The organism is Donghicola sp., assembly GCF_025210255.1.
Taxonomy (GTDB): Bacteria; Pseudomonadota; Alphaproteobacteria; order Rhodobacterales; family Rhodobacteraceae; genus Donghicola; species Donghicola eburneus.
In genome coordinates this window covers 45698-70208 of the sequence record NZ_JAOARZ010000009.1, presented here as the reverse complement: position 1 = coordinate 70208, position 24511 = coordinate 45698, and the positions used below count along the sequence as shown (strand labels likewise).

Sequence of the window (24511 nt, the reverse complement as noted above, 5' to 3'; positions counted from 1 at the left end):
GTGGGCTGCAAGCGCCCCCGTGTGCACAAATCTGGCCAAGCTTAGTTATATAGAGGCCAAATCAGCGGAATAAGCGCCGCAGAGATCAAGCCGATGCTCAGGTTCAAGGGAATACCGACGCGCATGAAGTCGGTGAACTTGTACCCGCCGGGTCCGTAAACCAGCGTGTTGGTCTGATAGCCAATCGGGGTCGAGAAGCTGGCAGACGCCGCAACCATGACCGCAACAACCAGCGGCCTCGGGTCTGCGCCGATGGCTGCCCCAAGGCCGATGGCGATCGGCGTCACCACCACAGCCACCGCGTTGTTGGTCACCAACTCCGTCAGCACTGAGGTCAGCAAGAAGATCGACCAGATGATGATGAACGGCGGCATGGTTTCCAGCACGGGGGCCACGCCGGACACGATCAGGTCCACCGCGCCCGAGTTCTGCAAGCCCGCTCCGATCGCGAGCATCGAAAAGATAAGTGCGAGCAACCGTCCCTCGACGAACTCAAACGCCTCATCAGCGTCAATGCAGCGCGTGACCAGCACGATCGCCACCGAAAAGACCGATAGCATGAGAATGGGCGCGACACCGATTGCGGAGAGAAAAACGATCGCAAACAGGGCGATGATCGCGATGGGAGCCTGCTTGCGGCGATACGCTCGCTCGGTCGGCTGCGCGATATCGACCAGCTCCATGTCGAGGGCGAGACGTTGGATGTCCGCAGGAGAGCCCTCGAGCAGTAGCGTGTCACCGACGCGGACCACCAGATCATCCAACTGGCGGCCAATGTTCTGGTTTCGGCGGTGGACGGCCAAGGGGTAAACACCGTAGCGACGACGCAAACGCATGGAGCCTAGGCTGCGGCCGACCATCTTGCACCCGGGGGTGATCAGGACTTCGACAGTCTGCGTTTCAACCGAGGACAGCTTGTCGACCATCTTCAGGTCTTTGGATTGCTGTAGGCCGAGAAGTTCGGTCATCTCGGTGCGTAGAACCACGCGGTCACCGGCTTGCAGGACCACAGTTGTCAGATCACGGCGGAGCGACGCGTCCCCGCGCAGCACGTCGATCAGGCGGACGCCGTCGCGCTTGAACAGGTCAATGGATACCACATCCTGACCAATCAGGGCACTGTCTTCGGGGACCGCAACCTCGGTAAAGAACTTCATCTTTGACCGGTTGCCGACCATACCTGCAAGGCTATCGCGCTTAGGCAGCAGGCGGCTGCCGATAAACAGCATATAAATCGCGCCCCATGCGATCAGGACAACGCCCAAGGGCGTGACTTCGAAAATGGTAAACGGCTCTAGCCCCTGATGACGGGCGACACCATCAACCAGCAGGTTGGTCGAGGTGCCAATCAGTGTGGTCGTGCCCCCAAGGATCGTCGCATAGCTCAGGGGAATCAGCAACTGAGAGGGCACCATGTTTAGGGTGCGTGACAGTTGAATGAACACGGGGATCATGACAACGACCACCGGCGTGTTCGAGACGAACGCGGAAAAGATCACCACAGCAATCATCAACCCGAACAGTGCTGTCTTGGGATTTTGCTTGGCCCTGTGGTCCGCAAATTGGGTAAAGGCAGCAAGCGCGCCCGTGCGCACCAAAGCGCCCATAACAATAAAGAGTGCGCCAATGGTCCACGGGGCGGGGTTGGACAGGATGTCGAGCGCGCTTTGATAGGGTAGAATACCAAGCGCCATCATCAATGCCGCGCCCATGATGCCCACCACTTCGGTGGGATACGTCTCGCGCATGAACAGAACGAACATACCGATCACAATGACCAACGCGAGGATCGCCTGATAGGCGTCTGGTAGTGCTAACACTTAGACTAGTCTCCGCTCCCTAGGGCACAGCAGAGGCATTCTTTCGCAACTGATCGACCAGAGCAAGCGTGCAGTGGTCCAACATTGCAATGGAAACCGGCAAAAGTTGGCGCAATAGGCATTCTATCAGGAGGCGACCGGACCCGAGGGCTGAAGTCGTCCACCCTGACGCACCATGCAAACCGTTTTCGCCAGACCTGTGCGGTCGTCGGTTTCGACGTAGACGCCAGACAGGGTCGCCTCGCCATTGGCGGGGGTGTAGCGGCCCTTGGACATGCCCGTCACGAAACGGCGCAGGGGTTCGGCTTTGTCCATTCCGATCACACTGTTGTAGTCGCCGCACATGCCTGCATCGGTCATGTAAGCGGTGCCGCCCGACATGATCTGGGTGTCGCCGGTTGGGACGTGGGTGTGCGTGCCAACCACAAGACTGGCCTTGCCGTCCATCCAGTGCCCAAGGCCCATCTTTTCACTGGTCGCTTCGGCGTGCACATCCACAATCGCGGCGTTCACCGTCGCGCCAAGCTTGTGCGTCTTAAGCACTTGGTCAATGGCAGAAAACGGGTCGTCAAACGGACGCTTCATGAACACTTGCCCGAGGATTTGCGCCACCAACACCTTGCGCCCACCCGGGGCGTTAAAGATGCGGAAGCCGCGACCTGGCGCGGTCTTGGCAAAGTTGATCGGGCGGACGATGCGGCTGTCGCTTTCGATATGCTGGAGCATGTCTTTTTGGTCGAACGCGTGATCGCCAAGGGTGATGCAATCGGCACCGGCCTGAAAAATCAGGTTCGCGTGCTCTGCGCTCAGGCCCATGCCGTTCGAGGTGTTCTCACCATTCACGACCACAAAATCCAGCGCCCACTCTTCTTTCAAGCGGGGCAGGTGCTCTTGGATGGCAGCGCGTCCTGCGCGGCCCACAACATCGCCGAGGAACATTAGTTTCATGGCCCGTCCGTAGGCCCATGCCCGCCCAAGAGCAAGGCGGAATGCCGCCGCATTTTGTCACAAACCGCAATTTGTCGCCGGATCGACGCTCTTGCAGCGGTGTTCACCGGATTGTGGCTGTACTCGTGGCGTGATCGGTTAGAATGGGCCGATCAGGCAGTGCAGATAATAACAGGACTTCACATGAACACAGGCACAAAGGCGCTCGCGATTGCCCTGCTCGCTGCAGGGTGCAGCTCCACCAACCCCGAAGAAAAGGCCGTGATGGGGTACTATTCGCCGCCGTGGCAGTCGGGCCTCAAGGAAATCCGGCCCTATCCCTTCCAAAACAGCATCTGCAAAGAGATTGGCTACAATCTGGTGTCCCGAGATTTCTATGACGACTCGAAACTGCTGGTCGGATGCCCGCGCACTGAGCAAGGCGCGATTGCAGACCGGACCGCCGAAGGCGGGGTCGAGGTTGGCTATGTCCATCACTGGACCCTTTTACATATGCCCAAGCCCTGAGCGCAGAACGGGGGCGCGCTGACAGATGGTCGCAGCCCCCGATTGATTTTCCTGAACAATTTTTGACCACTTCGCATGCGTTGGCCGTGTTGACGCAAGGGGCATTGCGCCATTTTCCAGTTTTGTTGATTGACTAGTCAATAAAAAACCTACTTACTAAGGGCCAAGCCGAGAGGAAAGCTATGCCCAAAGTCGGAATGGAACCGGTGCGCCGCAAAGCGCTTGTCGAAGCCACAATCCACGAGATTGGTCGGGCGGGGACTCTGGACGTGACGGTCAGCCAGATCGCCAAACGCGCAGGTATGTCCAGCGCGCTGGCCCACCATTACTTTGGCGGTAAAACGCAGATTTTCATGGCGGCCATGCGGCACATCCTGTCCCAATACGGGCTCGAGGTGCGGCGCCGCCTGAAAAAGGCCAAGACCCACGAGGAACGCTTGCGTGCCCTGGTCGATGCGAACTTCGCCCCCTCGAACTTCCGCGAGGAAGTGGTGAGCGCGTGGATGAACTTCTACGTGCTGGCCCAGAATGTGGAAGAAGCGCGGCGCCTGCTGACGGTCTATTACCACCGTCTCCATTCTAACTTGGTGCACGACCTGCGCCCCTTGGTCGGGGACGAGGCGGTCATCATCGCCCGTCGGATCGAGGCGCAGATTGATGGTGTCTACCTGCGCCAGAGCTTGCGAAACGAACCCGCAAATCCGGCGACGGCGTCGGATTTGGTTCTCGGCACACTCGAAAACGAATTGGCTCGCTGCGGGGCGCAGCGCCCTGCGGCCACACTCAGCCTGATTGCACAGAAGGAACGCTCCGAATGACGATCGACGTAAAGCCGACCGCCAGCCATTTCATCAACGGTGAATATGTCGAAGGTGGCACCGAGGATCTGCCCGTTATCTACCCCTACACCGGCGAAGTTGTCGCGACACTGAAACTGGCCGACGATGCGCTGGTGGATCAAGCGGTTGCCGCAGCCAAAGCGGCTCAACCTGCTTGGGCCGCCATGTCTGGTGTCGAACGTGGCCGCATTCTGCGTCGTGCCGCCGATATCATGCGCGAACGGAACCGCGAACTGTCCGAGATTGAAACCATGGACACCGGTAAACCCCTGCAGGAAACGCTGGTCGCAGACGCGGCCAGCGGGGCAGAGGCCCTGGAGTACTTTGGCGGATTGGCTGCCTCTTTAGGCGGTGAACACATTCAGCTTGGGAGTGATTTCGCCTACACCCGCCGCGAGGCTTTGGGCGTTTGCGTTGGTATCGGTGCATGGAACTACCCGATCCAAATCGCCAGCTGGAAGGCCGCGCCTGCGCTGGCCTGCGGCAACACAATGGTTTTCAAGCCGTCGGAAACCACGCCATTGTCGGCGCTGAAACTGGCGGAGATACTGATCGAAGCGGGTGCGCCTGCGGGCGTCTTTAACGTCGTGCAGGGCAAGGGCGCTGTCGGCTCGCGTCTGGTCACGCACCCAGATGTGGCCAAGGTGTCCCTGACCGGTTCTGTCCCGACAGGCCGCAAGGTTTACGCCGCCGCCGCCGAGGGCCTGCGCCACGTCACGATGGAGCTTGGCGGGAAGTCTCCGCTGGTGATTTTTGACGACGCCAATGTCGAGAATGCGGTCAGCGCCGCGATCAACGCGAATTTCTATAGCTCTGGTCAGATTTGCTCGAACGGCACCCGCGTTTTCGTCCAAAGGGGCATCAAAGAAGCGTTCCTGTCGCGTCTGGCCGAACGCCTGAAGGGCGTGAAGATGGGCGATCCGATGGACGAAGAGGTCAACTTTGGCCCTATGGTCAGCGAACAGCAGATCAACATCGTCGAAGGCTATCAGGCGAAAGCACAGGCCGAAGGCGCCCGTCTGATTTCCGGCGGAAAACGGCTTGATGGTCCGGGCTACTGGATGGAGCCGACCGTTTACGCCGACGTCACCGACGACATGACCATCGCCAAAGAAGAGATCTTTGGCCCCGTCATGTCCGTTCTGGACTTCGAGACCGAGGAAGAGGCGATCACCCGCGCCAATGCGACCGAATTTGGTCTGGCTGCAGGCGTGTTCACCAACGACCTGTCGCGCGGCCACCGTGTCGCAGCCGCGTTCGAGGCGGGCACCACTTGGATCAACACCTACAACCTGACGCCGGTCGAAGTGCCTTTTGGTGGCTCGAAAATGTCTGGGGTTGGCCGCGAAAACGGTCGTGCTGCGATCGAGCATTATTCCGAGTTGAAAACTGTTTACGTCGCCATGGGTGACACCGAAGCGCCGTTCTAAGGAGGCCCCGATGCAAGCCGATTACGTCATCGTAGGCGCGGGCAGCGCCGGTTGTGCCATTGCCTATCGTCTGGCAGAGGTGGGGAAATCCGTGATCGTCATCGAGCATGGCGGTACGGATGCAGGCCCGTTCATTCAGATGCCCGCGGCTCTGAGCTACCCAATGAACATGCCGCTCTATGACTGGGGTTTTCAGTCAGAGCCTGAACCCCATCTGGGCGGGCGCCGTCTGGCGACTCCGCGTGGCAAGGTGGTCGGCGGATCGTCTTCGATCAACGGGATGGTATATGTGCGCGGGCACGCCCGCGACTATGACCATTGGGCCCAGTCCGGTGCCCGTGGTTGGAGCTATGCGGACGTGCTGCCCTACTTCAAGCGGATGGAGCAGTGGGATGACGGCGGCCATGGTGGCGACAAGGAATGGCGCGGCAAGGACGGCCCGCTGCACGTGACGCGCGGTGCCCGCGAAAACCCGCTGTTTGACGCCTTTGTTCAGGCGGGCAAGCAAGCTGGCTATCCGGTCACAGGCGATTACAACGGCGAGCAGCAAGAGGGCTTTGGCCCGATGGAACAGACGGTCTACAAGGGTCGCCGCTGGTCTGCCGCGAATGCCTATCTGAAGCCTGCGATCAAGACCGGCAAAGTCGAGGTCGTGCGCGGGCTGGCTTGCCGCATCGTCATCGAAGAGGGCCGCGCCCGCGGCATCGAAATCGAGAAGGGTGGCGAAAAGCAGATCATCAAGGCCACCAATGAGGTCATCATTTCGGCATCCTCGATCAATTCGCCCAAGCTGCTGATGCTGTCCGGCATCGGCCCTGCTGAACATCTGGCCGAGCACGGGATTGACGTCATCGCGGATCGCCCCGGTGTGGGGCAAAACTTGCAGGATCACCTAGAGCTGTATCTGCAGGTCGCGTGCAAGCAGTCGATCACGCTGTTCAAGTACTGGAACCTCTGGGGCAAGGCGCTGATCGGGGCCCAGTGGCTGTTCACCAAAAAGGGTCTGGGTGCGTCGAACCAGTTCGAAAGCGCTGCGTTCATCCGCTCCAAAGCTGGGGTGGAATATCCAGACATCCAGTACCACTTCCTGCCCATCGCAGTGCGCTACGATGGCCAAGCGGCCGCCGAAGGGCACGGGTTCCAAGCTCATGTCGGCCCCATGCGCAGCCCCTCGCGCGGGCATGTCACGCTGGCGTCGAGCGACCCCAAAGCCGCGCCTAAAATCCTGTTCAACTACATGTCCAGCGAACAGGATTGGGAAGATTTCCGCACCTGTATCCGCCTGACCCGCGAAATCTTTGAACAAAACGCGTTTAAACCCTACTACAAGCACGAGATCCAGCCGGGTGCGGACGTACAAAGCGACGAAGAATTGAACGCCTTCATCAGCGAGCACGTCGAAAGCGCCTATCATCCCTGCGGCACCTGCAAGATGGGCGACCGCAATGATCCGATGGCTGTCGTTGACGAAGAGTGTCGCGTGATTGGAGTGGATGGTTTGCGTGTCGCGGACAGCTCGATCTTTCCGCAAATCACCAACGGTAACCTGAATGGCCCGTCGATCATGACTGGCGAAAAGGCTGCGGACCACATTCTGGGCCGCAAGCTGCCGCGTGACGAAAGCGAGCCGTGGATCAACCCCGACTGGCAAACGTCCCAGCGATAAAGCAGAGAAAGAGGCGAGTTTGATGCGTATCAAAGTCGCCTTTTTTCTGTGCGGTTACTCTGACTGTGAACTTGAAGAGTAAGGAGTCGAGAATGTCTCACACACCGCACCAGCTGACAGAAGAATTCCCGCAGCATGTTGACGCGATCGCGCGCTTAAAGGCCGAGGACGCTCACTTTGCCAAGCTGGTCGACACCTATAACGAGGTGAACCAGCGTGTGTATCTGGCTGAAAGCAACGTCCAACCCATGGAGCAGCTGGCCGAAGAACAACTGCGCAAGGAACGTTCTCTGCTCAAGGACCAGATCTGGTCGGCGCTGTCGGCAGTTTCTGCCTGATTGACGCTGCTTGAGAACTAAGGGTCGGAGTGCCGGAGGGGGCGCTCCGGCCCTTTTTTATTTGTCTACGCGGTAGGGCAGGACGCCGCGCTCGTCGGGGGTGATGGTCAGGCGACGCTCCAGCGGCGGGACGGAGCGTTGATGGCAGTCCGTGCGCTCGCAAATGCGGCAGGATATGCCGATGGGTTCGAAAGCTGCTGAATTGGTCACATCCAAGCTGTCTGCATAGACCAGATCGCCAGCGTGGCGGACCTCGCACCCAAGACAAATCGCGTAACGACGGGTCGGCGCTCCGAATGCACCCCCGGGTTTTGACACGTCGCGCGCAAGGCAAAGATAACGCACGCCATCGGGCGTTTCGGCCAGCTGACGCAGGAACTGCGCGGGCGTTTCGAAGGCGCGGTGCACGTTCCAGAGGGGGCAGGCGCCGCCAAACCGGGCGAATTGCAAGCGTGTGGCCGAGTGGCGTTTGGTGATCGTGCCCGCTTGATCCACGCGAACGAAAAAGAAGGGGATGCCCTTGTTTCCAGGCCGCTGGAGGGTCGAGAGGCGGTGTGCGACCTGTTCGATCGACGCGCCGAAACGGGTGGCCAGAAGTTCTAGGTCATGCCGGTATTTCTTCGCTGCCTCGAGAAAGCGCGTGTAGGGCATGAGCGCCGCGCCCGCGAAGTAATTGGCGAGGCCGATCTTGGCGATGGAACGCGCTTCGTTCGAATGGAAGCGGGCGAGGTCGAGCGTGGCGTCCAGCAGCTTGTTTTGTGTGATCAGCGCGAGTTGCAGCAGGATCTGGAAGCGACGCGTCTCGGGCGCAGCTCGGTTCGAAATCGACAGCACCATGTTTTCGGAGTCGAAATGACGCAGGCGCGCGCCTTCGGTCAAACGCAGGGTAATGCCGTTGTCATTCAGGGCGTGCTCTGCACCCATAGGGCCTGAGAATTTCTCGGCAAAGTGTTCGGCGGCGCGGTCGACCGCGTCGATGTAGTTGTCACAATAGTGAAAGAAGTCGCGCACCTCTTCCCAAGGCGATGGCTGCACGCGGGCATCCTCGCGGCCCAAGGCTTCGTCCAGGGAAGCCAGTCGTTCGTGGGATTGCCGATAGGCGCGATGTAAATGCAGGAAGGCCCGTGCCAGAGCAGGGGCGTTGCTGGCCGCCAGTCGTAGGTCGGCCAAAGGCGGCGGTTGGTCAGTGAACACTGGGTCCGCCAGAGCTTCACGCATGTCAGACACAAGCCGCTCACTGTCGCCCGCTGACAGCTCTGTCACATCGAACCCGAACTCCGACGCCAGCGCCAGCACGACCGATGTGCTGACGGGGCGGTTGTTGTTCTCCATCTGGTTCAGATAGGGCAGGGACACGCCAAGCTTGGCTGCGAATTCCTTTTGTGTCAGGCCGAGGCGCGAGCGCAGTTCGCGCAGCTTGACGCCTGCATAGAGTTTCTGGGGTGCCATCTGGGTGCCTTTGCGGGTTTGCTAATGCAGGTCATACCATTTGCAAATTACAGCCTCAACGGACCAGTTGTCGCTCTCGGTGGTAGACGTAGAAGATGGCCAGAATCGCGGCCACCGCGCTGGCGAACATGATCAGCAAAAGTGGCACTGCACCGGTTTCGAGCGTCAGGAGCGATCCGGCAAGAGCTGACAATGCCGCGCCGCCCCCGATCATGATCGCACCGCCCAAGCCGGATGCTGTGCCCGCAAGATGCGGGACCACAGACAAGGAGCCCGAGGTGGCGTTCGGAATGACCATGCCGTTGCCAAAGCCCACGGCTGTCATGAAACCAAAGAACACCAAGACAGAGCCAGCACCGCTCAGGTGGATGAGCAAGGAAATCCCGACGCCCACAGCATTCACGACCGATCCCCACAGAATCATCCTGTTGATTCCCCAACGGCGCGAAAATTTGCCCGACATGAAGTTTCCGGCGAAATATCCGATGGCAGGGGCACTAAAGTAGAAGCCCAAGGTTTCGGGCGGGAGCTTGTAGATTTCGCTGCCCACAAAGGGTGCACCGCCGAGATAAGCAAAGAAGGCACCCGAGGCAGCCGCCGCAGCCAGCGCGTATGCCCAAAACCGGCGCGAGGTTAGGAGCACGGGATATTCTCCGAATTGGCGAAAGAGCGAGATGTCGCGCGGGCAGCCAGTCTCCCCCAGGTCGGCCCACGTGAGCCAGAACATCACGCAGCCCAGTAGGAACAGTCCCCAGAAGTTGGCCTTCCATCCGAAGGCCGCATCTAGCACGCCGCCAATGGCGGGGCTGATCATCGGTACCAAGGCCATGCCCATGGTCACATACCCGATCATACTGGCCGCAGAGTCTTGGTCATGGACGTCGCGAACAATGGCGCGCGACAGAACCATGCCAGTGACGATGACAGCTTGGCTCATCCTGAATACCAAGAAAAGTCCGGCAGTTGGCGCGAACAGACAGCCCAGAGTGGCCACCAGAAACAGCGCAATTCCCCAGAGCAGAACCGGTCTGCGCCCGTAGCGGTCCGCGATTGGCCCGATAAACAGCTGGAGCACGGCATTCACGCCTAAATAGAGTGCGACGGATAGCTGCATCAGCCGGTAGTCGGTTTGAAAGTAGGCCGTCATCCCCGGAAGCGATGGTAGGAAAATATTCATCGAAAGGGCGGCGAGTCCTGCGAGCATTATCAAGGTCGCGATATGCGGCGCAGTATTTTTGTTGAGCATTTTAAAAGCCATCACGGAGTGGGACGTTGGGCCGACGCTACGGGGTCGGGGGCTCTGATGTCCAATTCCGATTGGTGATTTAGCAGATTTGCATTTTCAATCGGAGTTGCTGAGAAGAATTTGCAAATTTGCCAATGATTGCTTTGCGGGCGCAGAAACGCATCCTATGGTCGCGTCAAAGCGGAGGGCACAGATGAAAGATATCCTGCAAGAACTCGAAGATCGTCGCGAACAGGCGCGTGCCGGTGGCGGTCAGAAACGCATCGACTCGCAGCACGCCAAGGGCAAGCTGACGGCGCGCGAGCGCATCGAACTGCTGCTGGACGAAGGCAGCTTTGAAGAGTTCGACATGTTCGTGGCGCATCGCTGCACCGAATTCGGGATGCAGGAAAACCGTCCCTATGGCGACGGTGTTGTGACCGGTTGGGGCACCATCAACGGTCGCATGGTCTATGTGTTCTCTCAGGACTTCACTGTGTTCGGCGGCTCGCTGTCGGAAACCCACGCGCAGAAGATTTGCAAGATCATGGATATGGCGATGCAGAACGGCGCACCTGTGATCGGCATCAACGACTCGGGCGGTGCGCGTATCCAAGAGGGCGTTGCCTCGCTGGCCGGTTATGCCGAAGTATTCCAGCGCAACATCGAAGCCTCAGGCGTTATCCCCCAGATCAGCGTGATCATGGGCCCCTGCGCCGGCGGCGCGGTGTATTCGCCCGCGATGACCGACTTCATCTTTATGGTGAAGGACAGCTCCTACATGTTCGTGACCGGCCCTGACGTGGTTAAGACCGTGACCAACGAGCACGTGACCGCAGAAGAGCTGGGTGGTGCGCTGACCCACACCAAGAAAAGCTCGGTTGCCGATGGCGCATTCGAGAACGACGTTGAGGCTCTGACCGAAGTGCGCCGTCTGGTGGACTTCCTGCCCCTGTCGAACCGCGAGAAGGCGCCCGTGCGTCCCTTCTTTGATGCGCCGGATCGTGTGGAGAACAGCCTTGATACGCTGATCCCCGAGAACGCGAACACGCCCTACGACATGAAAGAGCTGATCAACAAGATCGCGGACGAGGGTGATTTCTACGAAATTCAGGCCGAATACGCCAAGAACATGATCACCGGCTTCATCCGCCTCGAAGGTCAGACCGTTGGTGTTGTCGCGAACCAGCCGATGGTTCTGGCGGGCTGTCTGGACATCGACTCCAGCCGCAAGGCCGCGCGGTTTGTGCGCTTCTGTGACTGCTTCGAAATTCCGATCCTGACCCTGGTGGACGTGCCCGGCTTCTTGCCCGGGACTTCGCAGGAATATAACGGCGTCATCAAGCACGGCGCGAAGCTGCTGTTTGCTTACGGCGAAGCGACCGTTCCAAAGGTCACTGTCATCACCCGCAAGGCTTATGGTGGCGCGTATGACGTTATGGCGTCCAAGCACCTGCGCTCGGACTTCAACTATGCATGGCCGACCGCAGAGATCGCGGTGATGGGCGCCAAGGGCGCGACCGAAATTCTGTATCGCAGCGAACTGGGTGATCCCGAAAAGATCGCGGCCCGCACCGCAGAATACGAAGAGCGATTCGCGAATCCCTTTGTCGCGGCAGAGCGTGGCTTCATTGACGAAGTGATCATGCCGCACAGCACCCGCCGCCGTGTGTCCCGCGCCTTTGCGGCGCTGCGCCAGAAGAAGCGCAGCATGCCGTGGAAGAAGCACGACAACATTCCTCTCTAAGACTGGATACGCGTCCAAATGGCAAAAACACGCTGGCATATCGTCAAGGACGGGCAGGGGGGCATCACGGTGTCCCGCCAATTGCCCGCCCGTTTCGACTTCGCGGTCGAAGCGACGGTGCCGGCGTGTCATCCCGTTCGGCTAGCTCATCAGGTCCGGCAGGATATGTGGCGCGCATTACAAAGCTTGCGCGGATTTCTTCCTGTGGTAGAAATCGTTTGCGATGGCAACCATGCACGCATTCGTGCAGGCGGTTCTGTCCAAGGAAGCTTGCCTTTGGCGCACGTTGAGGGTTTAGTTTCACAGTTGCTTCATGATCCCAAGCGCCGTGCGCGCTGGGTCATGCACGCGAAGCGAGCATCGTAATGCTGCGTTTCGCGACCATAAGTTTCGTCGCCCTCCTGGCAGTGGCGACCACGGTTCGGGGGCAGGAGGGGGCTCCCGCCGTGCCCTCGGGCCTAGACCTGACCTTGTTTGAGTTGATTCTCGAGAATCAGCCCGACGGTCAGGTCTGGGCCCGATATCGTTTCGTGGCCCCCGATCTGCAGCAATCCGATTTTGACCGAGTCTCTGGCGATTTCCCCGAGATTTGTGCGTCTTATGCGCTGCCGGAATTGGATGCCCGTGGCACCCATCCTGCGATGATTGTCCTCAGCTATGCCGACCGTCCGATTCCATTCGGCGAGGCCGCGCCAGAGGCTGTGCAATTCGTCGAAAGCTTTCGCGTAGATCAGGGTGCTTGCATCTGGGAGGTCTATTAATGACCACCTCTCATTTGCATTTTTCCCTTTGTACACTGGCTGATGGGGATTTTTCGCCACAGGCCAAATATGCGGAATCTGCCCCATATCAATCGGCAGAGATTCGCGCTATCGTTGCGTCGGGAGTATCCCAAGACCCCCATACCTCGAAGCAGTGGTCGGGCAAGGACGCAGAGTTCACCCCGACAAATAACGATAGAAGTACATACAGGAGACACGCATGTCGAAAGTCGTCATCACCCTTGCTGCGTTCGCAGTTGCCGCATCGGTTGCAGGCTGCGCGAAGAAGCCCGCAGAAGAAGAATACGTGGTTGTTCAGCCCGAACCCATTTCGGTGGAACCCACTTACACCGGCAAGTACAAGTAACCGTACTCTGACGAAACCGGGGCGGGCCGTCGGGCCCGCTTTCACAGGCCGCGACCATCGCCCCTATACCCAATGGGGGCTTGTATGCTGAAACATCGTGGCTTCCCGGGCCGTATGCCCGGAACTGATTATCAATTCGTAATTCGCCGCGCGAATCCGCGCGGGGTGACGCCGCTCAAGGCGCTTCGCCGCTTTCCTGACCGCAAGCCTGCGGACAAGAGAGCTGACGAATGCTTCCTTGCTGCGCTCTGGCTTCACTTCGGAGAAGAGACTTTCGAACGGGGTAACTTGGATGCCGGACGCCTGAATTGGCTGTTCGAGCGTGAAGTCGTGCCCGCAGAAGAGCCCTTTGACCCCGCGGATTACGGCGCACTGCTGCGCATCGACATGGACGAAGCAGAGCGATCCTTCCCTCAGATCTTCAACGGGAGTTCGGAATGGGTCGGCTAAGCTTTGCCCAGTGCATACAGGCAGTTAAGCGGATTTCGGCGCACGTTTTTCGTGCGCCCGCCGCCATGCTTGCAAGCACGGGCGAAGCAGCCAATCTAGGGCTGTGTAAGTCGCGCATTGCGCGGCGGACGATGTCTCTTACCGAGACCCCTTCCCCGACTTGCGCGCTGGGCTCTACAGGCCTGAGCGCGCATTTTTTCGGATTGCCTCACGGTTTCGTGTGGTCGGCTTTTAACGGGCGTGGGAACCAGGTGCAGGGGGGTGACGTTGCTTACACATCAGAACGTCGCACCCGTGTGGGTGGACACGGGATTGTTGAAAGGATTGCACAATGCTTAAGAAAACTTGGATCGTTGCTTCGGTTGCCCTTCTTGGTCTGGCCGCGTGTGGTGACACGCTTGGCGAACAGGCTCTGCTGGGTGCAGGCGCAGGCGCAGCCGCAGGTGCTGTCACCGGTGGTGACATGGTCACTGGTGCCGTCGTCGGTGGTGCAGGTAACGTTGCGTACTGCCGTACTTACCCCTCGCGCTGTAACTAAGCAGCCGCGCGGCAACGCGCCTATCCATTCTTATGGCTTTTTGGCCGCCGGACCTCGTCTGTCCGGTGGCCTTTTCTTTTGCCCGACGGCCGGTGCGACCGGCCGAGGCACAATCTAATAAGACGAAAGGGACGGAGACAAATGATCGACAAGATCCTCATTGCCAACCGTGGCGAGATCGCATGCCGCGTGATCAAGACGGCGCAGAAGATGGGCATCAAAACGGTGGCCATCTATTCGGACGCAGACAAGAACGCTCTGCATGTGAGCATGGCAGATGAGGCGGTCCACATCGGTCCTCCGCCCGCGAACCAGTCGTACATCGTTATCGATAAGGTGATGGATGCGATCCGTCAGACTGGCGCCAATGGTGTGCACCCAGGCTACGGCTTCTTGTCGGAAAACTCCAAATTCGCCGAGGCTCTGGAAGCCGAGGGCGTCGCGTTTGTTGGCCCGCCCAAAGGCGCGATCGAGTCGATGGGCGACAAGATCACCTCGAAGAAAATCGCTCAGGAAGCGGGCGTTTCAACCGTTCCCGGCTACATGGGGCTGATCGAGGACGCCGAAGAAGCTGTGAAAATCAGCAACGACATCGGTTACCCCGTCATGATCAAAGCTTCCGCTGGCGGCGGCGGTAAGGGCATGCGGATCGCGTGGAACGATGAAGAGGCCCGAGAAGGCTTCCAGTCCTCCAAGAACGAGGCGGCCAACAGTTTTGGCGACGACCGTATTTTCATCGAGAAATTCGTCACTCAGCCGCGCCACATCGAAATTCAGGTGCTCGCCGATAAACATGGTAATTGCATCTACCTTGGTGAACGCGAGTGTTCGATTCAGCGCCGTAACCAGAAGGTCATCGAAGAAGCGCCGTCGCCGTTCTTGGACGAAGCGACCCGCAAAGCGATGGGTGAGCAGGCTTGCGCATTGGCCAAGGCCGTCGGCTACGCCAGCGCAGGTACCGTAGAATTCATCGTTGATGGCGACAAGAATTTCTACTTCCTCGAAATGAACACTCGTCTGCAGGTGGAACACCCTGTGACCGAGCTGATCACCGGTGTCGACCTTGTGGAGCAAATGATCCGCGTGGCGAACGGCGAAGAGCTGTCGCTGAAGCAGGAAGACATCACCCTGAACGGTTGGGCGATGGAGAGCCGCCTCTACGCAGAGGATCCCTACCGGAACTTCCTGCCGTCGATCGGCCGTCTGACCCGCTACCGTCCCCCCGCCGAGATCGCCGAAGACACACGCGCTGTCCGCAACGACACCGGCGTTTACGAGGGCGGCGAGATCAGCATGTACTACGACCCCATGATCGCAAAGCTGTGCACATGGGCACCGACCCGTCTGGAAGCCATCGAAGAGATGCGCGTCGCGCTGGACAGCTTCGAGGTTGAAGGCATTGGTCACAACCTGCCGTTCCTGTCAGCTGTGATGGACCACGAGAAGTTTGTCAGCGGCGATATCACCACCGCGTTCATCGCCGAAGAATACCCCGAGGGTTTCGCTGGCGTCGATCTGCCCGAAGCGGATTTGCAGCGCATCGCAGCGGCCTGTGCCGCCATGAACCGCGTTGCCGAAATCCGTCGCACTCGAATTTCGGGCACCATGGACAACCACGAGCGCAAGGTCGGTGATGACTGGGTCGTGCGTCTGGGTGGCGCAGAGTTCTCTGTCACCGTTGCCGCGGACCCCGCTGGGTCGGATGTGACCTTTGCTGACGGCACCACCCTGCGTGTCGAAAGCGATTGGACCCCAGGTGATCAGCTGGCGAAACTGTCGGTCGGTGGCAGCCCGCTGGTGCTGAAAACGGGCAAGATCACCAACGGCTTCCGCATCCGCAGCCGCGGCGCGGATCTGAAGGTGCATGTCTACAGCCCCCGTCAGGCGGAACTGGCAACCTTGATGCCCGAGAAGCTGCCGCCCGATACTTCGAAGATGTTGCTCTGCCCGATGCCTGGCGTTCTGGTGAAGATGAACGTCGAAGTTGGCGACGAGGTCCAAGAGGGGCAGGCGCTCTGCACCATCGAGGCGATGAAGATGGAGAACATCTTGCGCGCCGAGAAGAAGTCGGTCGTCACCAAGATCAATGCTGGCGCGGGCGACAGCCTTGCCGTCGACGAAGTGATCATGGAGTTCGAATAAGCCATGGCGCTGGCCGCTGACATATCGCGCAACTTGCGGGGTGGTCAGCGGCTGTCGCGGATCTCTTGTTGGCGCATCGGCATTTTGTCGATCGTCCGAGAGATTTCCCGCACGGTCCACGGGGAAGGTTTGCGTAGTTTGACGCCGCCGTCTTTGCCGATCAGCACAAAGCCGAAGCCGCGCGGATGCAACGCTTGGCGGAGCGCTGATCGGGCGTCGGGGTCGGTATCGATCAGAACGATGACGTCCCGCTCGACCAGACCGTCGAGTTCGTCTTCGATCAGGTCCATCTGCTGCACGAAGGCAGGATCATACGGGCTGTCGGCGAACACGATCAGCGGGCGGTGCGTCCATTTGAACTCGGCCAGATCGGCGGTCCGACCGTCAAGGATCACGGCCTCTGTCATATCGGTCTCCTGTGCCCACGCGTGCGGGGCGGTCACTGACAATAACATTGCGAACAAAGCGGCAAGTCGGGTCATGGCTCCTCCTGTCGCTGTAGAGATAGGGGCGATGTCCCCGATTACGAAGCTTTTTTCCGCGGAAATGTCAGGAGATGGCAGGCCCGCGTCGATTGGAGGAACGGACAGATGACCCAAGATAAAGACGCCTGGCGCGCACTGGCCGAAAAGGAACTGCGCGGACGCCCCCTTGATGACCTGAACTGGCAAACGCTGGAAGGGATCGAGGTCAAACCGCTGTACACCGAAGAGGACACGGCCGGTCTGCCCCACATGGGCGGCACCCCCGGTTTCGCGCCCTTCACCCGTGGTGTGAAAGCGACCATGTACGCGGGCCGTCCTTGGACGATCCGCCAGTATGCCGGTTTCTCGACCGCCGAGGAGTCGAACGCATTTTATCGTAAGAACCTTGCTGCTGGTCAGCAGGGCGTGTCGGTGGCTTTCGACCTTGCGACCCACCGCGGCTACGACTCGGATCACCCCCGTGTGGTGGGTGACGTGGGCAAAGCCGGTGTGGCCATCGATAGCGTCGAGGACATGAAAATCCTGTTCGACGGCATCCCGCTGGATAAGGTGTCGGTGTCGATGACCATGAACGGGGCGGTTATCCCAATCCTCGCGAACTTCATCGTCGCGGGCGAAGAGCAGGGCCACGATAAGTCGGTGCTGGCGGGCACCATTCAGAACGACATTCTGAAAGAATTCATGGTCCGCAACACCTACATCTATCCGCCCGAGCCCTCGATGCGAATTATCGCGGACATCATCGAGTACACCTCGAACGAGATGCCCAAGTTCAACAGCATCTCGATTTCCGGCTACCACATGCAGGAAGCGGGCGCGAACCTCGTGCAGGAACTGGCCTACACGCTGGCCGATGGTCGTGAGTACGTGCGCGCCGCGATTGCCCGTGGCATGAATGTGGACAAGTTCGCAGGTCGCCTATCGTTCTTCTTTGCGATCGGCATGAACTTCTTCATGGAGGCCGCCAAGCTGCGGGCTGCGCGTCTGCTGTGGTCGCGCATCATGGATGAATTCGAGCCCAAAGATCCCCGCTCGAAAATGCTGCGCACCCACTGCCAAACCTCTGGCGTGTCGCTGCAGGAGCAGGATCCCTATAACAACGTGATCCGTACGGCCTACGAGGCGATGTCGGCTGTACTGGGGGGCACCCAGTCGCTGCACACCAACGCGCTGGACGAAGCGATCGCGCTGCCCACCGAATTCAGTGCCCGCATCGCGCGGAACACCCAGCTTATCCTGCAGGAAGAGACCGGCGTCACCAACGTCGTCGATCCGCTGGCGGGCAGCTACTACGTTGAAAGCCTGACCAACGAACTGGCCGAGAAGGCTTGGGCGCTGATCGAAGAAGTCGAAGAGATGGGCGGTATGACCAAGGCGGTTGCGTCTGGCATGCCCAAGCTGCGCATCGAAGAGACCGCAGCCCGCCGTCAGGCGGACATTGACCGCGGCGACGAGGTGATTGTCGGCGTGAACAAGTACCGTAAGGACAAAGAAGACCCGATCGATATTCTGGAGATCGACAACACCAAGGTGCGCGAAGCTCAGGTCGCGCGTCTTGAGCGCATCCGCGCATCGCGTGACGAGGCAGCTTGCCAAGCCGCGCTGGAAGAACTGACCCGCCGCGCCAAAGAGGGCGGCAACCTGCTCGAGGCGGCTGTGGAAGCAGCCCGTGCTCGTGCCTCTGTCGGAGAGATCAGCATGGCAATGGAGAAAGAGTTCGGCCGCCACCGTGCCGAAGTAAAGACCTTGGCTGGCGTCTATGGCGCGGCCTATGAGGGTGACGAAGGGTTCGCAGCCATCCAGAAATCGGTCGAAGATTTCGCCGAGAAGGAAGGCCGCCGTCCTCGTATGCTGGTGGTGAAGATGGGGCAGGACGGTCATGACCGTGGCGCCAAAGTCATCGCTACGGCCTTTGCGGATATCGGGTTCGACGTTGACGTTGGCCCGCTGTTCCAGACCCCCGAAGAAGCAGCTCAGGACGCGATCGACAACGACGTGCACGTGATCGGGATTTCCTCGCAGGCGGCAGGTCACAAGACGCTGGCGCCCGCGCTGATCAAGGTGCTGGAAGAGCAGGGCGCCGGTGACATCATCGTCATCTGCGGCGGTGTGATCCCACAGCAGGATTACGACTTCCTGAAGGCGGCGGGTGTGAAGGCGATCTTTGGCCCTGGCACCAACATCCCGAACGCGGCGCAGGACATTCTGCGCCTGATTGAAGAAGCGCGCGCCTAAGGCTAGCGTGGCCGGGAGGGGGCTGTCTGCCCCCTCTTGGCGCATCCTGCGCCAATTCACCCCCGAGAGTATTTCGGCAAAGATGAAGTGGGTTTGGCGGTATGGCGTTTCTGGTGCGGCAGGCCTGTGCGGCTGATGCGGCGGCGATTGCTGAGTTGTGGAATGGATTTATCCGGAACACGGCAGTCACTTTCACGACATTGGAAAAGACGGAAGAAGGCATCGCGGCGGACATTGCGGCGCGGGGGCCTTGCTTTGTTGTGGCTGAAGCTGATGGGGCGCTGCTGGGGTTTGCGACCTGTTTTGCGTTCCGCGGCGGGCCCGGCTACGCGCATACCAAAGAGCATTCGGTCATGCTGGCCGAGGCTGCGCGAGGGCAGGGGGGTGGCCGCGCGTTGATGGACGCCTTGATGGCGACGGCGAAGGCAGAGGGCTGTCATTCCATGTTCGCAGGTGTGAGCGGCGAGAATACCGAGGGCGTTTTGTTTCACAAAGCGATTGGCTTTGCCGAAGTTGCGCGCTTGCCGCAAGTCGGACGCAAGTTCGATCGCTGGATGGACCTTGTGCTGATGCAGAAATTCCTGTGAATCCGGCCTGACAAGTTCTGCGTTCAAAGGTAGTCTGCCCGCCATGTCGATCTGGACCTGCATTTCCGAAGCACTGGCCGCCCTTGCAAAAGGCGAGGGGCTTTCTGCTGTCTTCGAGCGTCTGCGCACGCCGCCTGAGCGGACGGTGGGTTTTACCATCGCGGTGATCGCTCTGTCGGCTAAAATGGCCAAGGCTGATGGTCTGGTGACGCGCGATGAGGTGACGGCGTTTCGCGAGGTGTTTCACATCGATCCGTCCGAAGAGGCAAACGCGGCACGCTTGTTCAATCTGGCCCGTCAGGATGTCGCCGGGTTCGAGGAATATGCCCGCCGCATTCGGGCCATGTTTGATTCCGAGTCCAGCGCTCTGTGCGATTTGATGGAGGGGCTGTTTCACATCGCGATGGCGGACGGCACCTACCACCCTGCTGAGGATGCTTTCCTGCGCCGCGTTGCAGATATTCTGGGGCTGGATGAGCGCCGGTTCACCTCGCTCAAGTCGCGATTTGTGCCGGGGGCAGAAGCGGATCCCTATGACGTGCTTGATGTCTCGCATGATGCGCAAAATGCAGAGGTGCGGGCCGCGTGGCGCGCAGCTGTTCGAGAGGCGCACCCCGATCAAATGATGGCGCGCGGCGTTCCGCCAGAGGCGATCAAGCTGGCCGAGGGTCGTATGCAGGCGATCAACCGCGCATGGGAAACGATCCGCGCAGAACGCGGGCTCTGACGCTCTAGGAATGGTGTGGGGCGAAGCCTATATTGCAAAATATGAAACAGACTTTGATTGTTGCGACCCTGCTGCTTTTGCCGTTCTCGGCACTGGCGCAAGACCAGAACGCGATTGAGCCCGCCGAACCCGAGAGCGGGTTCGAACGGATGCAGCGTGGCTTTGGGATGATCTTTGACGGCCTTCGCGAAGAGGTTGATCCGACCGTAGAAGGCCTGAGGGACAAAGCGCGCGAGATGGCGCCAGAGATGCGGGATTGGGTCATGGCGATGGGGCCAGATCTGCGCGATCTGGCGGACAAGATCGGCGATCTGAACGACTATCACGCACCGGAAAAGCTGCCGAATGGTGACATTATTCTGCGCCGCAAAGAGCGGGCGGACGACGCGCCGCAATCGGACTTGATTGCGCCGTCGGGACCGACCGATATCTAATCCGCGATAATCACTTCGTGGGTGGCATCCAGCGCTTTGGCGAGCGAGTCTAGGCGCGCGGCGGCCACTTCGGAAAAGAGATCGGCGGCGTCCTTGTGAAGCACGAGCTTCAGCGCCTTGTCTTCGGTGTTCAGCTTGAATTTCCCTGGCGCGCGGTCTTTGTGCATCCAAAGCATTGCCCCGAACCGCATAGCTTTGCCAAGAACTTCGGCCTCTCGGGTATCTTCTTCGCTTAGGAGTGGCGCGAGCATTTCGAACTGACTGGAACTGGGCTTGTTCTTGTAGCGATAGAGCAGCGAAAGGCCGATATAGATGCGTTCGCTGTGGGACAGACCGCCAAGGTTCGCGCGGGTCGAATTGTCGAAACAGATTTCCGCACGATAGTCAGGGTGTGCGCGCCACGTGACGTCGTGCAGTAAGCAGGCGGCCTTGATGATCCGCGCTTTCTCGGGAGTCACTTTCGGAAAGAGCGGCGAAATAAAGCTGAACAGGATTTTGCCAAACCCCGGCATCCGCGCGTCTTTGATTTCCGAAAAGCGGCAGGCTTCGATCAGCGGATCCCGATCCCTTAGGTCTTGGGGCATCTGTTCGTACAGCAGCCCTTCGCGGATGCCGTAGCTCGAGATTGCGATGTCATGAGGATCAAGCCGTTTGACCACCGCCTCTAACACTTCGGCGGCCAGCGGGACCAAGGCCATACGGGCGCTGGAGATGCCGCAATCCTTGCGCAGGCTTTCCAGATCCTTGTGCTCTTTGATGAACTCTAGCGTATCCATGAGTTCTGAGCAGGTGATCTGGTATTCATGCAGAACGTGAAGCGGGTAATTCATACGCTCCATGTTGATGCGGCCGATGGCACGCCAGCTGCCGCCAACCAGAAACAGGCGGTCGTGCTGGGGGCCCAATTCTTCGAGCAGTTGGTCTAGCGTTTCTTCGATATGGGTGCGGCGGGCTTTCGCGCCGCCCTCGATATCCTGAAGCTTCAGCGGCGCTAGGGGCGAGGTCACGCATTTCCCGATTTTGCCCTTGCTGATTTCGGCCAACTCCATCGACGAGCCGCCAATGTCACACACCAGACCATAAGCACCGGGCCACCCCAGCAGCACACCCTGTGCGGACAAGCGCGCTTCTTCGGTGCCATCGACCACATGGATGGTCATGCCGGTTTCGGATTCGATCTGCTCTTTGAATTCGGGGCCGTCTTTGGCCTCTCGCATGGCGGCGGTCGCGACCACATGCAATGGTGCGCAGCCAATGCTGCGGGCCAAAGCCTGAAAACGGTGCAGCGTCGCGCGTGCTTTGACCTTGCCTTCGGGGTTCAGCATGCCGGTTTCCAGCAATCCTTTGCCCAAGCCGCACATGACCTTTTCGTTAAAGAAATAGGCGGGACTGCGGGCCGCGCCGTCAAAAATGACCAGTCGGACCGAGTTCGACCCGATGTCTACGACGCCGACCTTGGACATGGCGCGCGCCTGTGGGTCTACGATCAGTGGGCGGGCAAAGATCGCGCGGTCACCGAACATGGGTTGGCTGGTCGTCATTGGCTCGAACCTAAAAATTGCAAAGTTCTCATTCGGGGCACCTTGGGCAAAGCGCTCCCCAAGGTCAATCGCCAGTATGCGTCAGTTTGGGTACGTCGGCCGCACCCGCAGAGCCCCGACCCGAGAGGGAGGGGTTCTCCATAAAAAAGCGGTGGCAGCTGAACGCAAACTTCCCTTCCTCTAGGTTGGCGCGCTTGAACTTGCCGTCTGGGCCCATCACCCAGCTCTGGGCGACGTCGGCCATGTTGGCGGCCATGATCTGGTCGACAATCTGCGCTTTAACCGTGGGGTTCTCGATCTCGATCAACGTTTCCACCCGGCGATTCAGGTTGCGACCCATCCAGTCAGCAGAAGACATAAACACCCGCGCCTGCCGAGAGGGCAGGGCATGCCCGTTTCCGAAGCAGGCGATCCGCGAGTGTTCTAGGAACCGGCCGACGATGGATTTGACGCGGATATTTTCGGACAGACCCTTGATGCCCGGACGCAGCCCACAAATGCCTCGGATGACCAGCGACACGGGAACACCTGCCTGAGACGCGCCATACAGAGCGTCGATCACGTCAGGCTCGATCAGTGAATTCATTTTGGCCCAAATACCCGAAGGACGCCCGGCACGGGCGTTCTCTGCTTCCTCTCCGATCATGCGGATCAGGTCAGCCTTCATGTTGGTGGGGCTGATCGACAGGTTTTCTAGGTGCTCGGGCATGGCGTAGCCCGACAGGTAGTTGAATACCTTGACCGCGTCGCGCCCGATCGACGGGTTGCAGGTGAACAGGCTGAGGTCAGTGTAAATCTTGGCCGTAATCGGGTGGTAGTTGCCGGTGCCAAAGTGGCTGTAGGTGACCAACTGGTCGCCTTCGCGGCGGACCACTGTGCTGATCTTGGCGTGGGTTTTCTGGTCCACAAAGCCATACACCACGTGGGCGCCCGCGCGTTCCAACCGGCGCGACTGGCGGATGTTGGCAGCCTCGTCAAAGCGGGCCTTTAGTTCGACCAAGGCGGTGACGGATTTGCCATCCTCGGCGGCCTCGCAGAGGGCTTCGACAATGGGGCTGTCTTTGGACGTCCGATAGAGCGTCTGCTTGATCGCCACGACACTCGGGTCGCGCGCAGCTTGCTGCAGGAACCGAACCACCATGTCAAAGGTCTCGTAGGGGTGGTGGAGCAGCATGTCCTTCTGGCGGATCGCCTTGAAGATATCGCCGTCGTGGTCGGTCACACGTTCGGGAACGCGGGGGGTGAAACTGGGCCACAACAGATGTGGCAGGTCGTCGATCACCAGTTCCTTGAGGTCAGAGACACCGATCACGCCGTCTACTTCGATGACCTCTTCGTCGCTCAGGTGGAGTTCACGCATGATGATGTCGAGCAGGTTCTTGGGCGCGCCGGCAGAGACCTTCATCCGGATCACTTCGCCGCGGCGGCGACGCTTTAGGGCGCTTTCGAATTCGCGCACCAGATCTTCGGCTTCTTCTTCGACTTCCAGATCGCTGTCGCGCAGCACGCGGAAGGTGCAGTGCCCCTTGAGCCGGTAGCCGGGGAACAGCTGGTTCAGGTGCAGCAGCAGCAGCTCTTCGAGCGGGATATAGCGGAACTGATCGGGCTCGGAGGGCAGGCGCGTGAAACGCGGGACCTGCGCGGGAATAGGCAGCAGGGCGTGCAGGATTTTGCCGTCGCGGCTGCGTTCCAGTTGCAGTGCCAGCGAGAAGCCTGTGTTCGGGATGAACGGGAAGGGGTGTGCGGGGTCAATCGCCAAGGGGGACAGAACCGCGAAGACTTGGTTGAGGAAAACATCCGCCAGATAGTCTTCGTCCTCTTCGGTCAACGAGGCGCGGTCGTAGATGGTCAGATTGTTTTCTTCCATTTCGGCCCGCAGGTCTCGCCACGCGCTTTGTTGGCGGTCCATCAGGTCGCGAGCGTCCGCATCGATCAGTTTTAACTGCTGGGACGGGGTCAGGCCGTCTTGGGCTGGGGTCGTGTTGCCCTCGCGCTTGAGCTCGCGCAGACCGGCAACGCGGACGGTGTAGAATTCATCAAGGTTGGTGGCCGAGATTGACAGGAAGCGCAGGCGTTCCAGCAAGGGTACGCGCGGGTTCTCGGCCTCTTCCAGAACGCGCATATTGAACCCCAGCCAGCTGAGTTCGCGGTTGTATAGGCGCTTGGGGCCTTCGATCTCTTCGGCGGGCAGCTCGATGGGCTCTGAAAAGCCTGCGTGCAAGAAATCAACTACGTCCACGGTCAGAAGTCCTTCTGGGGTTTTATCGCCTAATCA

At 59.6% G+C, this 24511-nt stretch carries 23 protein-coding genes; 16 read left to right on the top strand and 7 right to left on the bottom strand.

The annotated features are described in order from the left end of the window. Nucleotides 1-41 precede the first annotated feature (41 nt). The gene (locus tag N4A58_RS02155; protein ID WP_293707413.1) at nt 42-1820 is read right to left on the bottom strand and encodes an SLC13 family permease; all 1779 of its coding nucleotides are present in this window, start codon (nt 1818-1820) and stop codon (nt 42-44) included. A 126-nt stretch (nt 1821-1946) separates the two neighbouring features. Beyond that, complete coding sequence (locus N4A58_RS02150) at nt 1947-2768, bottom strand: TIGR00282 family metallophosphoesterase (RefSeq protein ID WP_293707412.1); 822 nt, start codon at nt 2766-2768, stop codon at nt 1947-1949. A 183-nt stretch (nt 2769-2951) separates the two neighbouring features. Here N4A58_RS02150 and N4A58_RS02145 point away from each other — a divergent pair, with 183 nt between their 5' ends. The 5 genes from N4A58_RS02145 (at nt 2952) to N4A58_RS02125 (ending at nt 7548) form a co-directional block, all read left to right on the top strand. Then, complete coding sequence (locus N4A58_RS02145) at nt 2952-3275, top strand: hypothetical protein (protein WP_293707411.1); 324 nt, start codon at nt 2952-2954, stop codon at nt 3273-3275. A gap of 182 nt (nt 3276-3457) precedes the next feature. After that, complete coding sequence (gene betI, locus N4A58_RS02140; RefSeq protein WP_293707409.1) at nt 3458-4093, top strand: transcriptional regulator BetI; 636 nt, start codon at nt 3458-3460, stop codon at nt 4091-4093. Next, the gene (gene betB / locus N4A58_RS02135; RefSeq protein ID WP_293707408.1) at nt 4090-5544 is read left to right on the top strand and encodes a betaine-aldehyde dehydrogenase; all 1455 of its coding nucleotides are present in this window, start codon (nt 4090-4092) and stop codon (nt 5542-5544) included. Before betI ends, betB begins: the two co-directional genes overlap by 4 nt. Nucleotides 5545-5554: 10 nt before the next feature. Continuing rightward, on the top strand, nt 5555-7210 hold the full coding sequence (gene betA, locus N4A58_RS02130; RefSeq protein ID WP_293707407.1) for a choline dehydrogenase: 1656 nt from the start codon (nt 5555-5557) through the stop codon (nt 7208-7210). Between the two features lie 92 nt (nt 7211-7302). Continuing rightward, on the top strand, nt 7303-7548 hold the full coding sequence (locus N4A58_RS02125; RefSeq protein ID WP_072707416.1) for a YdcH family protein: 246 nt from the start codon (nt 7303-7305) through the stop codon (nt 7546-7548). Between the two features lie 57 nt (nt 7549-7605). On the opposite strand, the gene N4A58_RS02120 is transcribed toward N4A58_RS02125, so the two are convergent. Both N4A58_RS02120 and N4A58_RS02115 read right to left on the bottom strand, forming a co-directional pair. After that, nucleotides 7606-8997, bottom strand: coding sequence for a short-chain fatty acyl-CoA regulator family protein (locus N4A58_RS02120; RefSeq protein WP_293707406.1), 1392 nt, complete (start codon nt 8995-8997; stop codon nt 7606-7608). A 55-nt stretch (nt 8998-9052) separates the two neighbouring features. Continuing rightward, on the bottom strand, nt 9053-10255 hold the full coding sequence (locus N4A58_RS02115; RefSeq protein ID WP_293707405.1) for a multidrug effflux MFS transporter: 1203 nt from the start codon (nt 10253-10255) through the stop codon (nt 9053-9055). Nucleotides 10256-10436: 181 nt separating this feature from the next. Between N4A58_RS02115 and N4A58_RS02110 the strand changes: the two genes are divergently transcribed. The 7 genes from N4A58_RS02110 to N4A58_RS02080 all read left to right on the top strand — a co-directional run bounded on the left by N4A58_RS02110 (nt 10437) and on the right by N4A58_RS02080 (nt 16227). After that, complete coding sequence (locus N4A58_RS02110; protein WP_293707404.1) at nt 10437-11969, top strand: acyl-CoA carboxylase subunit beta; 1533 nt, start codon at nt 10437-10439, stop codon at nt 11967-11969. A gap of 18 nt (nt 11970-11987) precedes the next feature. After that, the gene (locus N4A58_RS02105) at nt 11988-12335 is read left to right on the top strand and encodes a hypothetical protein (RefSeq protein WP_293707403.1); all 348 of its coding nucleotides are present in this window, start codon (nt 11988-11990) and stop codon (nt 12333-12335) included. Next, nucleotides 12335-12730, top strand: coding sequence for a DUF6497 family protein (locus tag N4A58_RS02100; protein WP_293707402.1), 396 nt, complete (start codon nt 12335-12337; stop codon nt 12728-12730). The genes N4A58_RS02105 and N4A58_RS02100 overlap by 1 nt, the downstream gene beginning before the upstream one ends. Nucleotides 12731-12950: 220 nt before the next feature. Next, complete coding sequence (locus N4A58_RS02095; RefSeq protein WP_177218570.1) at nt 12951-13097, top strand: hypothetical protein; 147 nt, start codon at nt 12951-12953, stop codon at nt 13095-13097. 84 nt (nt 13098-13181) lie between these two features. Next, entirely contained in the window at nt 13182-13547 is a 366-nt protein-coding gene (locus tag N4A58_RS02090) for a hypothetical protein (protein WP_072707403.1), read from the top strand. 331 nt (nt 13548-13878) lie between these two features. Next, complete coding sequence (locus N4A58_RS02085) at nt 13879-14085, top strand: hypothetical protein (protein ID WP_072707401.1); 207 nt, start codon at nt 13879-13881, stop codon at nt 14083-14085. 141 nt (nt 14086-14226) lie between these two features. Continuing rightward, entirely contained in the window at nt 14227-16227 is a 2001-nt protein-coding gene (locus N4A58_RS02080; protein ID WP_293707401.1) for an acetyl/propionyl/methylcrotonyl-CoA carboxylase subunit alpha, read from the top strand. A 44-nt stretch (nt 16228-16271) separates the two neighbouring features. Here N4A58_RS02080 and N4A58_RS02075 read toward each other — a convergent pair whose 3' ends face one another. Further along, nucleotides 16272-16709 carry a DUF4174 domain-containing protein gene (locus N4A58_RS02075; protein ID WP_293707400.1) on the bottom strand — a complete coding sequence of 146 codons (438 nt, stop codon included), beginning with the start codon at nt 16707-16709 and terminating at the stop codon, nt 16272-16274. A 108-nt stretch (nt 16710-16817) separates the two neighbouring features. Here N4A58_RS02075 and scpA point away from each other — a divergent pair, with 108 nt between their 5' ends. The 4 genes from scpA (at nt 16818) to N4A58_RS02055 (ending at nt 20695) form a co-directional block, all read left to right on the top strand. Next, on the top strand, nt 16818-18947 hold the full coding sequence (gene scpA, locus N4A58_RS02070) for a methylmalonyl-CoA mutase (RefSeq protein WP_293707399.1): 2130 nt from the start codon (nt 16818-16820) through the stop codon (nt 18945-18947). A gap of 101 nt (nt 18948-19048) precedes the next feature. Next, nucleotides 19049-19534, top strand: coding sequence for a GNAT family N-acetyltransferase (locus N4A58_RS02065; protein WP_293707398.1), 486 nt, complete (start codon nt 19049-19051; stop codon nt 19532-19534). 43 nt (nt 19535-19577) lie between these two features. Then, nucleotides 19578-20261 carry a molecular chaperone DjiA gene (locus N4A58_RS02060; protein ID WP_293707397.1) on the top strand — a complete coding sequence of 228 codons (684 nt, stop codon included), beginning with the start codon at nt 19578-19580 and terminating at the stop codon, nt 20259-20261. 41 nt (nt 20262-20302) lie between these two features. Next, nucleotides 20303-20695, top strand: coding sequence for a hypothetical protein (locus N4A58_RS02055; protein ID WP_293707396.1), 393 nt, complete (start codon nt 20303-20305; stop codon nt 20693-20695). Here N4A58_RS02055 and N4A58_RS02050 read toward each other — a convergent pair. Both N4A58_RS02050 and N4A58_RS02045 read right to left on the bottom strand, forming a co-directional pair. After that, complete coding sequence (locus N4A58_RS02050) at nt 20692-22236, bottom strand: Ppx/GppA family phosphatase (RefSeq protein ID WP_293707395.1); 1545 nt, start codon at nt 22234-22236, stop codon at nt 20692-20694. The two genes, N4A58_RS02055 and N4A58_RS02050, sit on opposite strands and share 4 nt — an antisense overlap. 64 nt (nt 22237-22300) lie before the next feature. After that, nucleotides 22301-24475: an RNA degradosome polyphosphate kinase gene (locus N4A58_RS02045; protein WP_293707394.1), complete on the bottom strand. Its 2175-nt coding sequence runs from the start codon at nt 24473-24475 to the stop codon at nt 22301-22303. Nucleotides 24476-24511: the final 36 nt, after the last annotated feature.

What these genes read in the sequence shown, in the direction of transcription:
- N4A58_RS02085 (WP_072707401.1), top strand. Translation starts at nt 13,879, where the DNA reads ATGCTTAAGAAAACTTGGATCGTTGCTTCGGTTGCCCTTCTTGGTCTG.
- N4A58_RS02075 (WP_293707400.1), bottom strand. Translation starts at nt 16,709, where the DNA reads ATGACCCGACTTGCCGCTTTGTTCGCAATGTTATTGTCAGTGACCGCC.
- N4A58_RS02050 (WP_293707395.1), bottom strand. Translation starts at nt 22,236, where the DNA reads ATGACGACCAGCCAACCCATGTTCGGTGACCGCGCGATCTTTGCCCGC.
- N4A58_RS02145 (WP_293707411.1), top strand. Translation starts at nt 2,952, where the DNA reads ATGAACACAGGCACAAAGGCGCTCGCGATTGCCCTGCTCGCTGCAGGG.
- N4A58_RS02105 (WP_293707403.1), top strand. Translation starts at nt 11,988, where the DNA reads ATGGCAAAAACACGCTGGCATATCGTCAAGGACGGGCAGGGGGGCATC.
- N4A58_RS02060 (WP_293707397.1), top strand. Translation starts at nt 19,578, where the DNA reads ATGTCGATCTGGACCTGCATTTCCGAAGCACTGGCCGCCCTTGCAAAA.
- N4A58_RS02150 (WP_293707412.1), bottom strand. Translation starts at nt 2,768, where the DNA reads ATGAAACTAATGTTCCTCGGCGATGTTGTGGGCCGCGCAGGACGCGCT.
- N4A58_RS02080 (WP_293707401.1), top strand. Translation starts at nt 14,227, where the DNA reads ATGATCGACAAGATCCTCATTGCCAACCGTGGCGAGATCGCATGCCGC.
- N4A58_RS02055 (WP_293707396.1), top strand. Translation starts at nt 20,303, where the DNA reads ATGAAACAGACTTTGATTGTTGCGACCCTGCTGCTTTTGCCGTTCTCG.
- N4A58_RS02100 (WP_293707402.1), top strand. Translation starts at nt 12,335, where the DNA reads ATGCTGCGTTTCGCGACCATAAGTTTCGTCGCCCTCCTGGCAGTGGCG.
- N4A58_RS02110 (WP_293707404.1), top strand. Translation starts at nt 10,437, where the DNA reads ATGAAAGATATCCTGCAAGAACTCGAAGATCGTCGCGAACAGGCGCGT.
- N4A58_RS02125 (WP_072707416.1), top strand. Translation starts at nt 7,303, where the DNA reads ATGTCTCACACACCGCACCAGCTGACAGAAGAATTCCCGCAGCATGTT.
- scpA (WP_293707399.1), top strand. Translation starts at nt 16,818, where the DNA reads ATGACCCAAGATAAAGACGCCTGGCGCGCACTGGCCGAAAAGGAACTG.
- N4A58_RS02065 (WP_293707398.1), top strand. Translation starts at nt 19,049, where the DNA reads ATGGCGTTTCTGGTGCGGCAGGCCTGTGCGGCTGATGCGGCGGCGATT.
- N4A58_RS02095 (WP_177218570.1), top strand. Translation starts at nt 12,951, where the DNA reads ATGTCGAAAGTCGTCATCACCCTTGCTGCGTTCGCAGTTGCCGCATCG.
- betI (WP_293707409.1), top strand. Translation starts at nt 3,458, where the DNA reads ATGCCCAAAGTCGGAATGGAACCGGTGCGCCGCAAAGCGCTTGTCGAA.
- betB (WP_293707408.1), top strand. Translation starts at nt 4,090, where the DNA reads ATGACGATCGACGTAAAGCCGACCGCCAGCCATTTCATCAACGGTGAA.
- betA (WP_293707407.1), top strand. Translation starts at nt 5,555, where the DNA reads ATGCAAGCCGATTACGTCATCGTAGGCGCGGGCAGCGCCGGTTGTGCC.
- N4A58_RS02115 (WP_293707405.1), bottom strand. Translation starts at nt 10,255, where the DNA reads ATGGCTTTTAAAATGCTCAACAAAAATACTGCGCCGCATATCGCGACC.
- N4A58_RS02120 (WP_293707406.1), bottom strand. Translation starts at nt 8,997, where the DNA reads ATGGCACCCCAGAAACTCTATGCAGGCGTCAAGCTGCGCGAACTGCGC.
- N4A58_RS02090 (WP_072707403.1), top strand. Translation starts at nt 13,182, where the DNA reads ATGCTGAAACATCGTGGCTTCCCGGGCCGTATGCCCGGAACTGATTAT.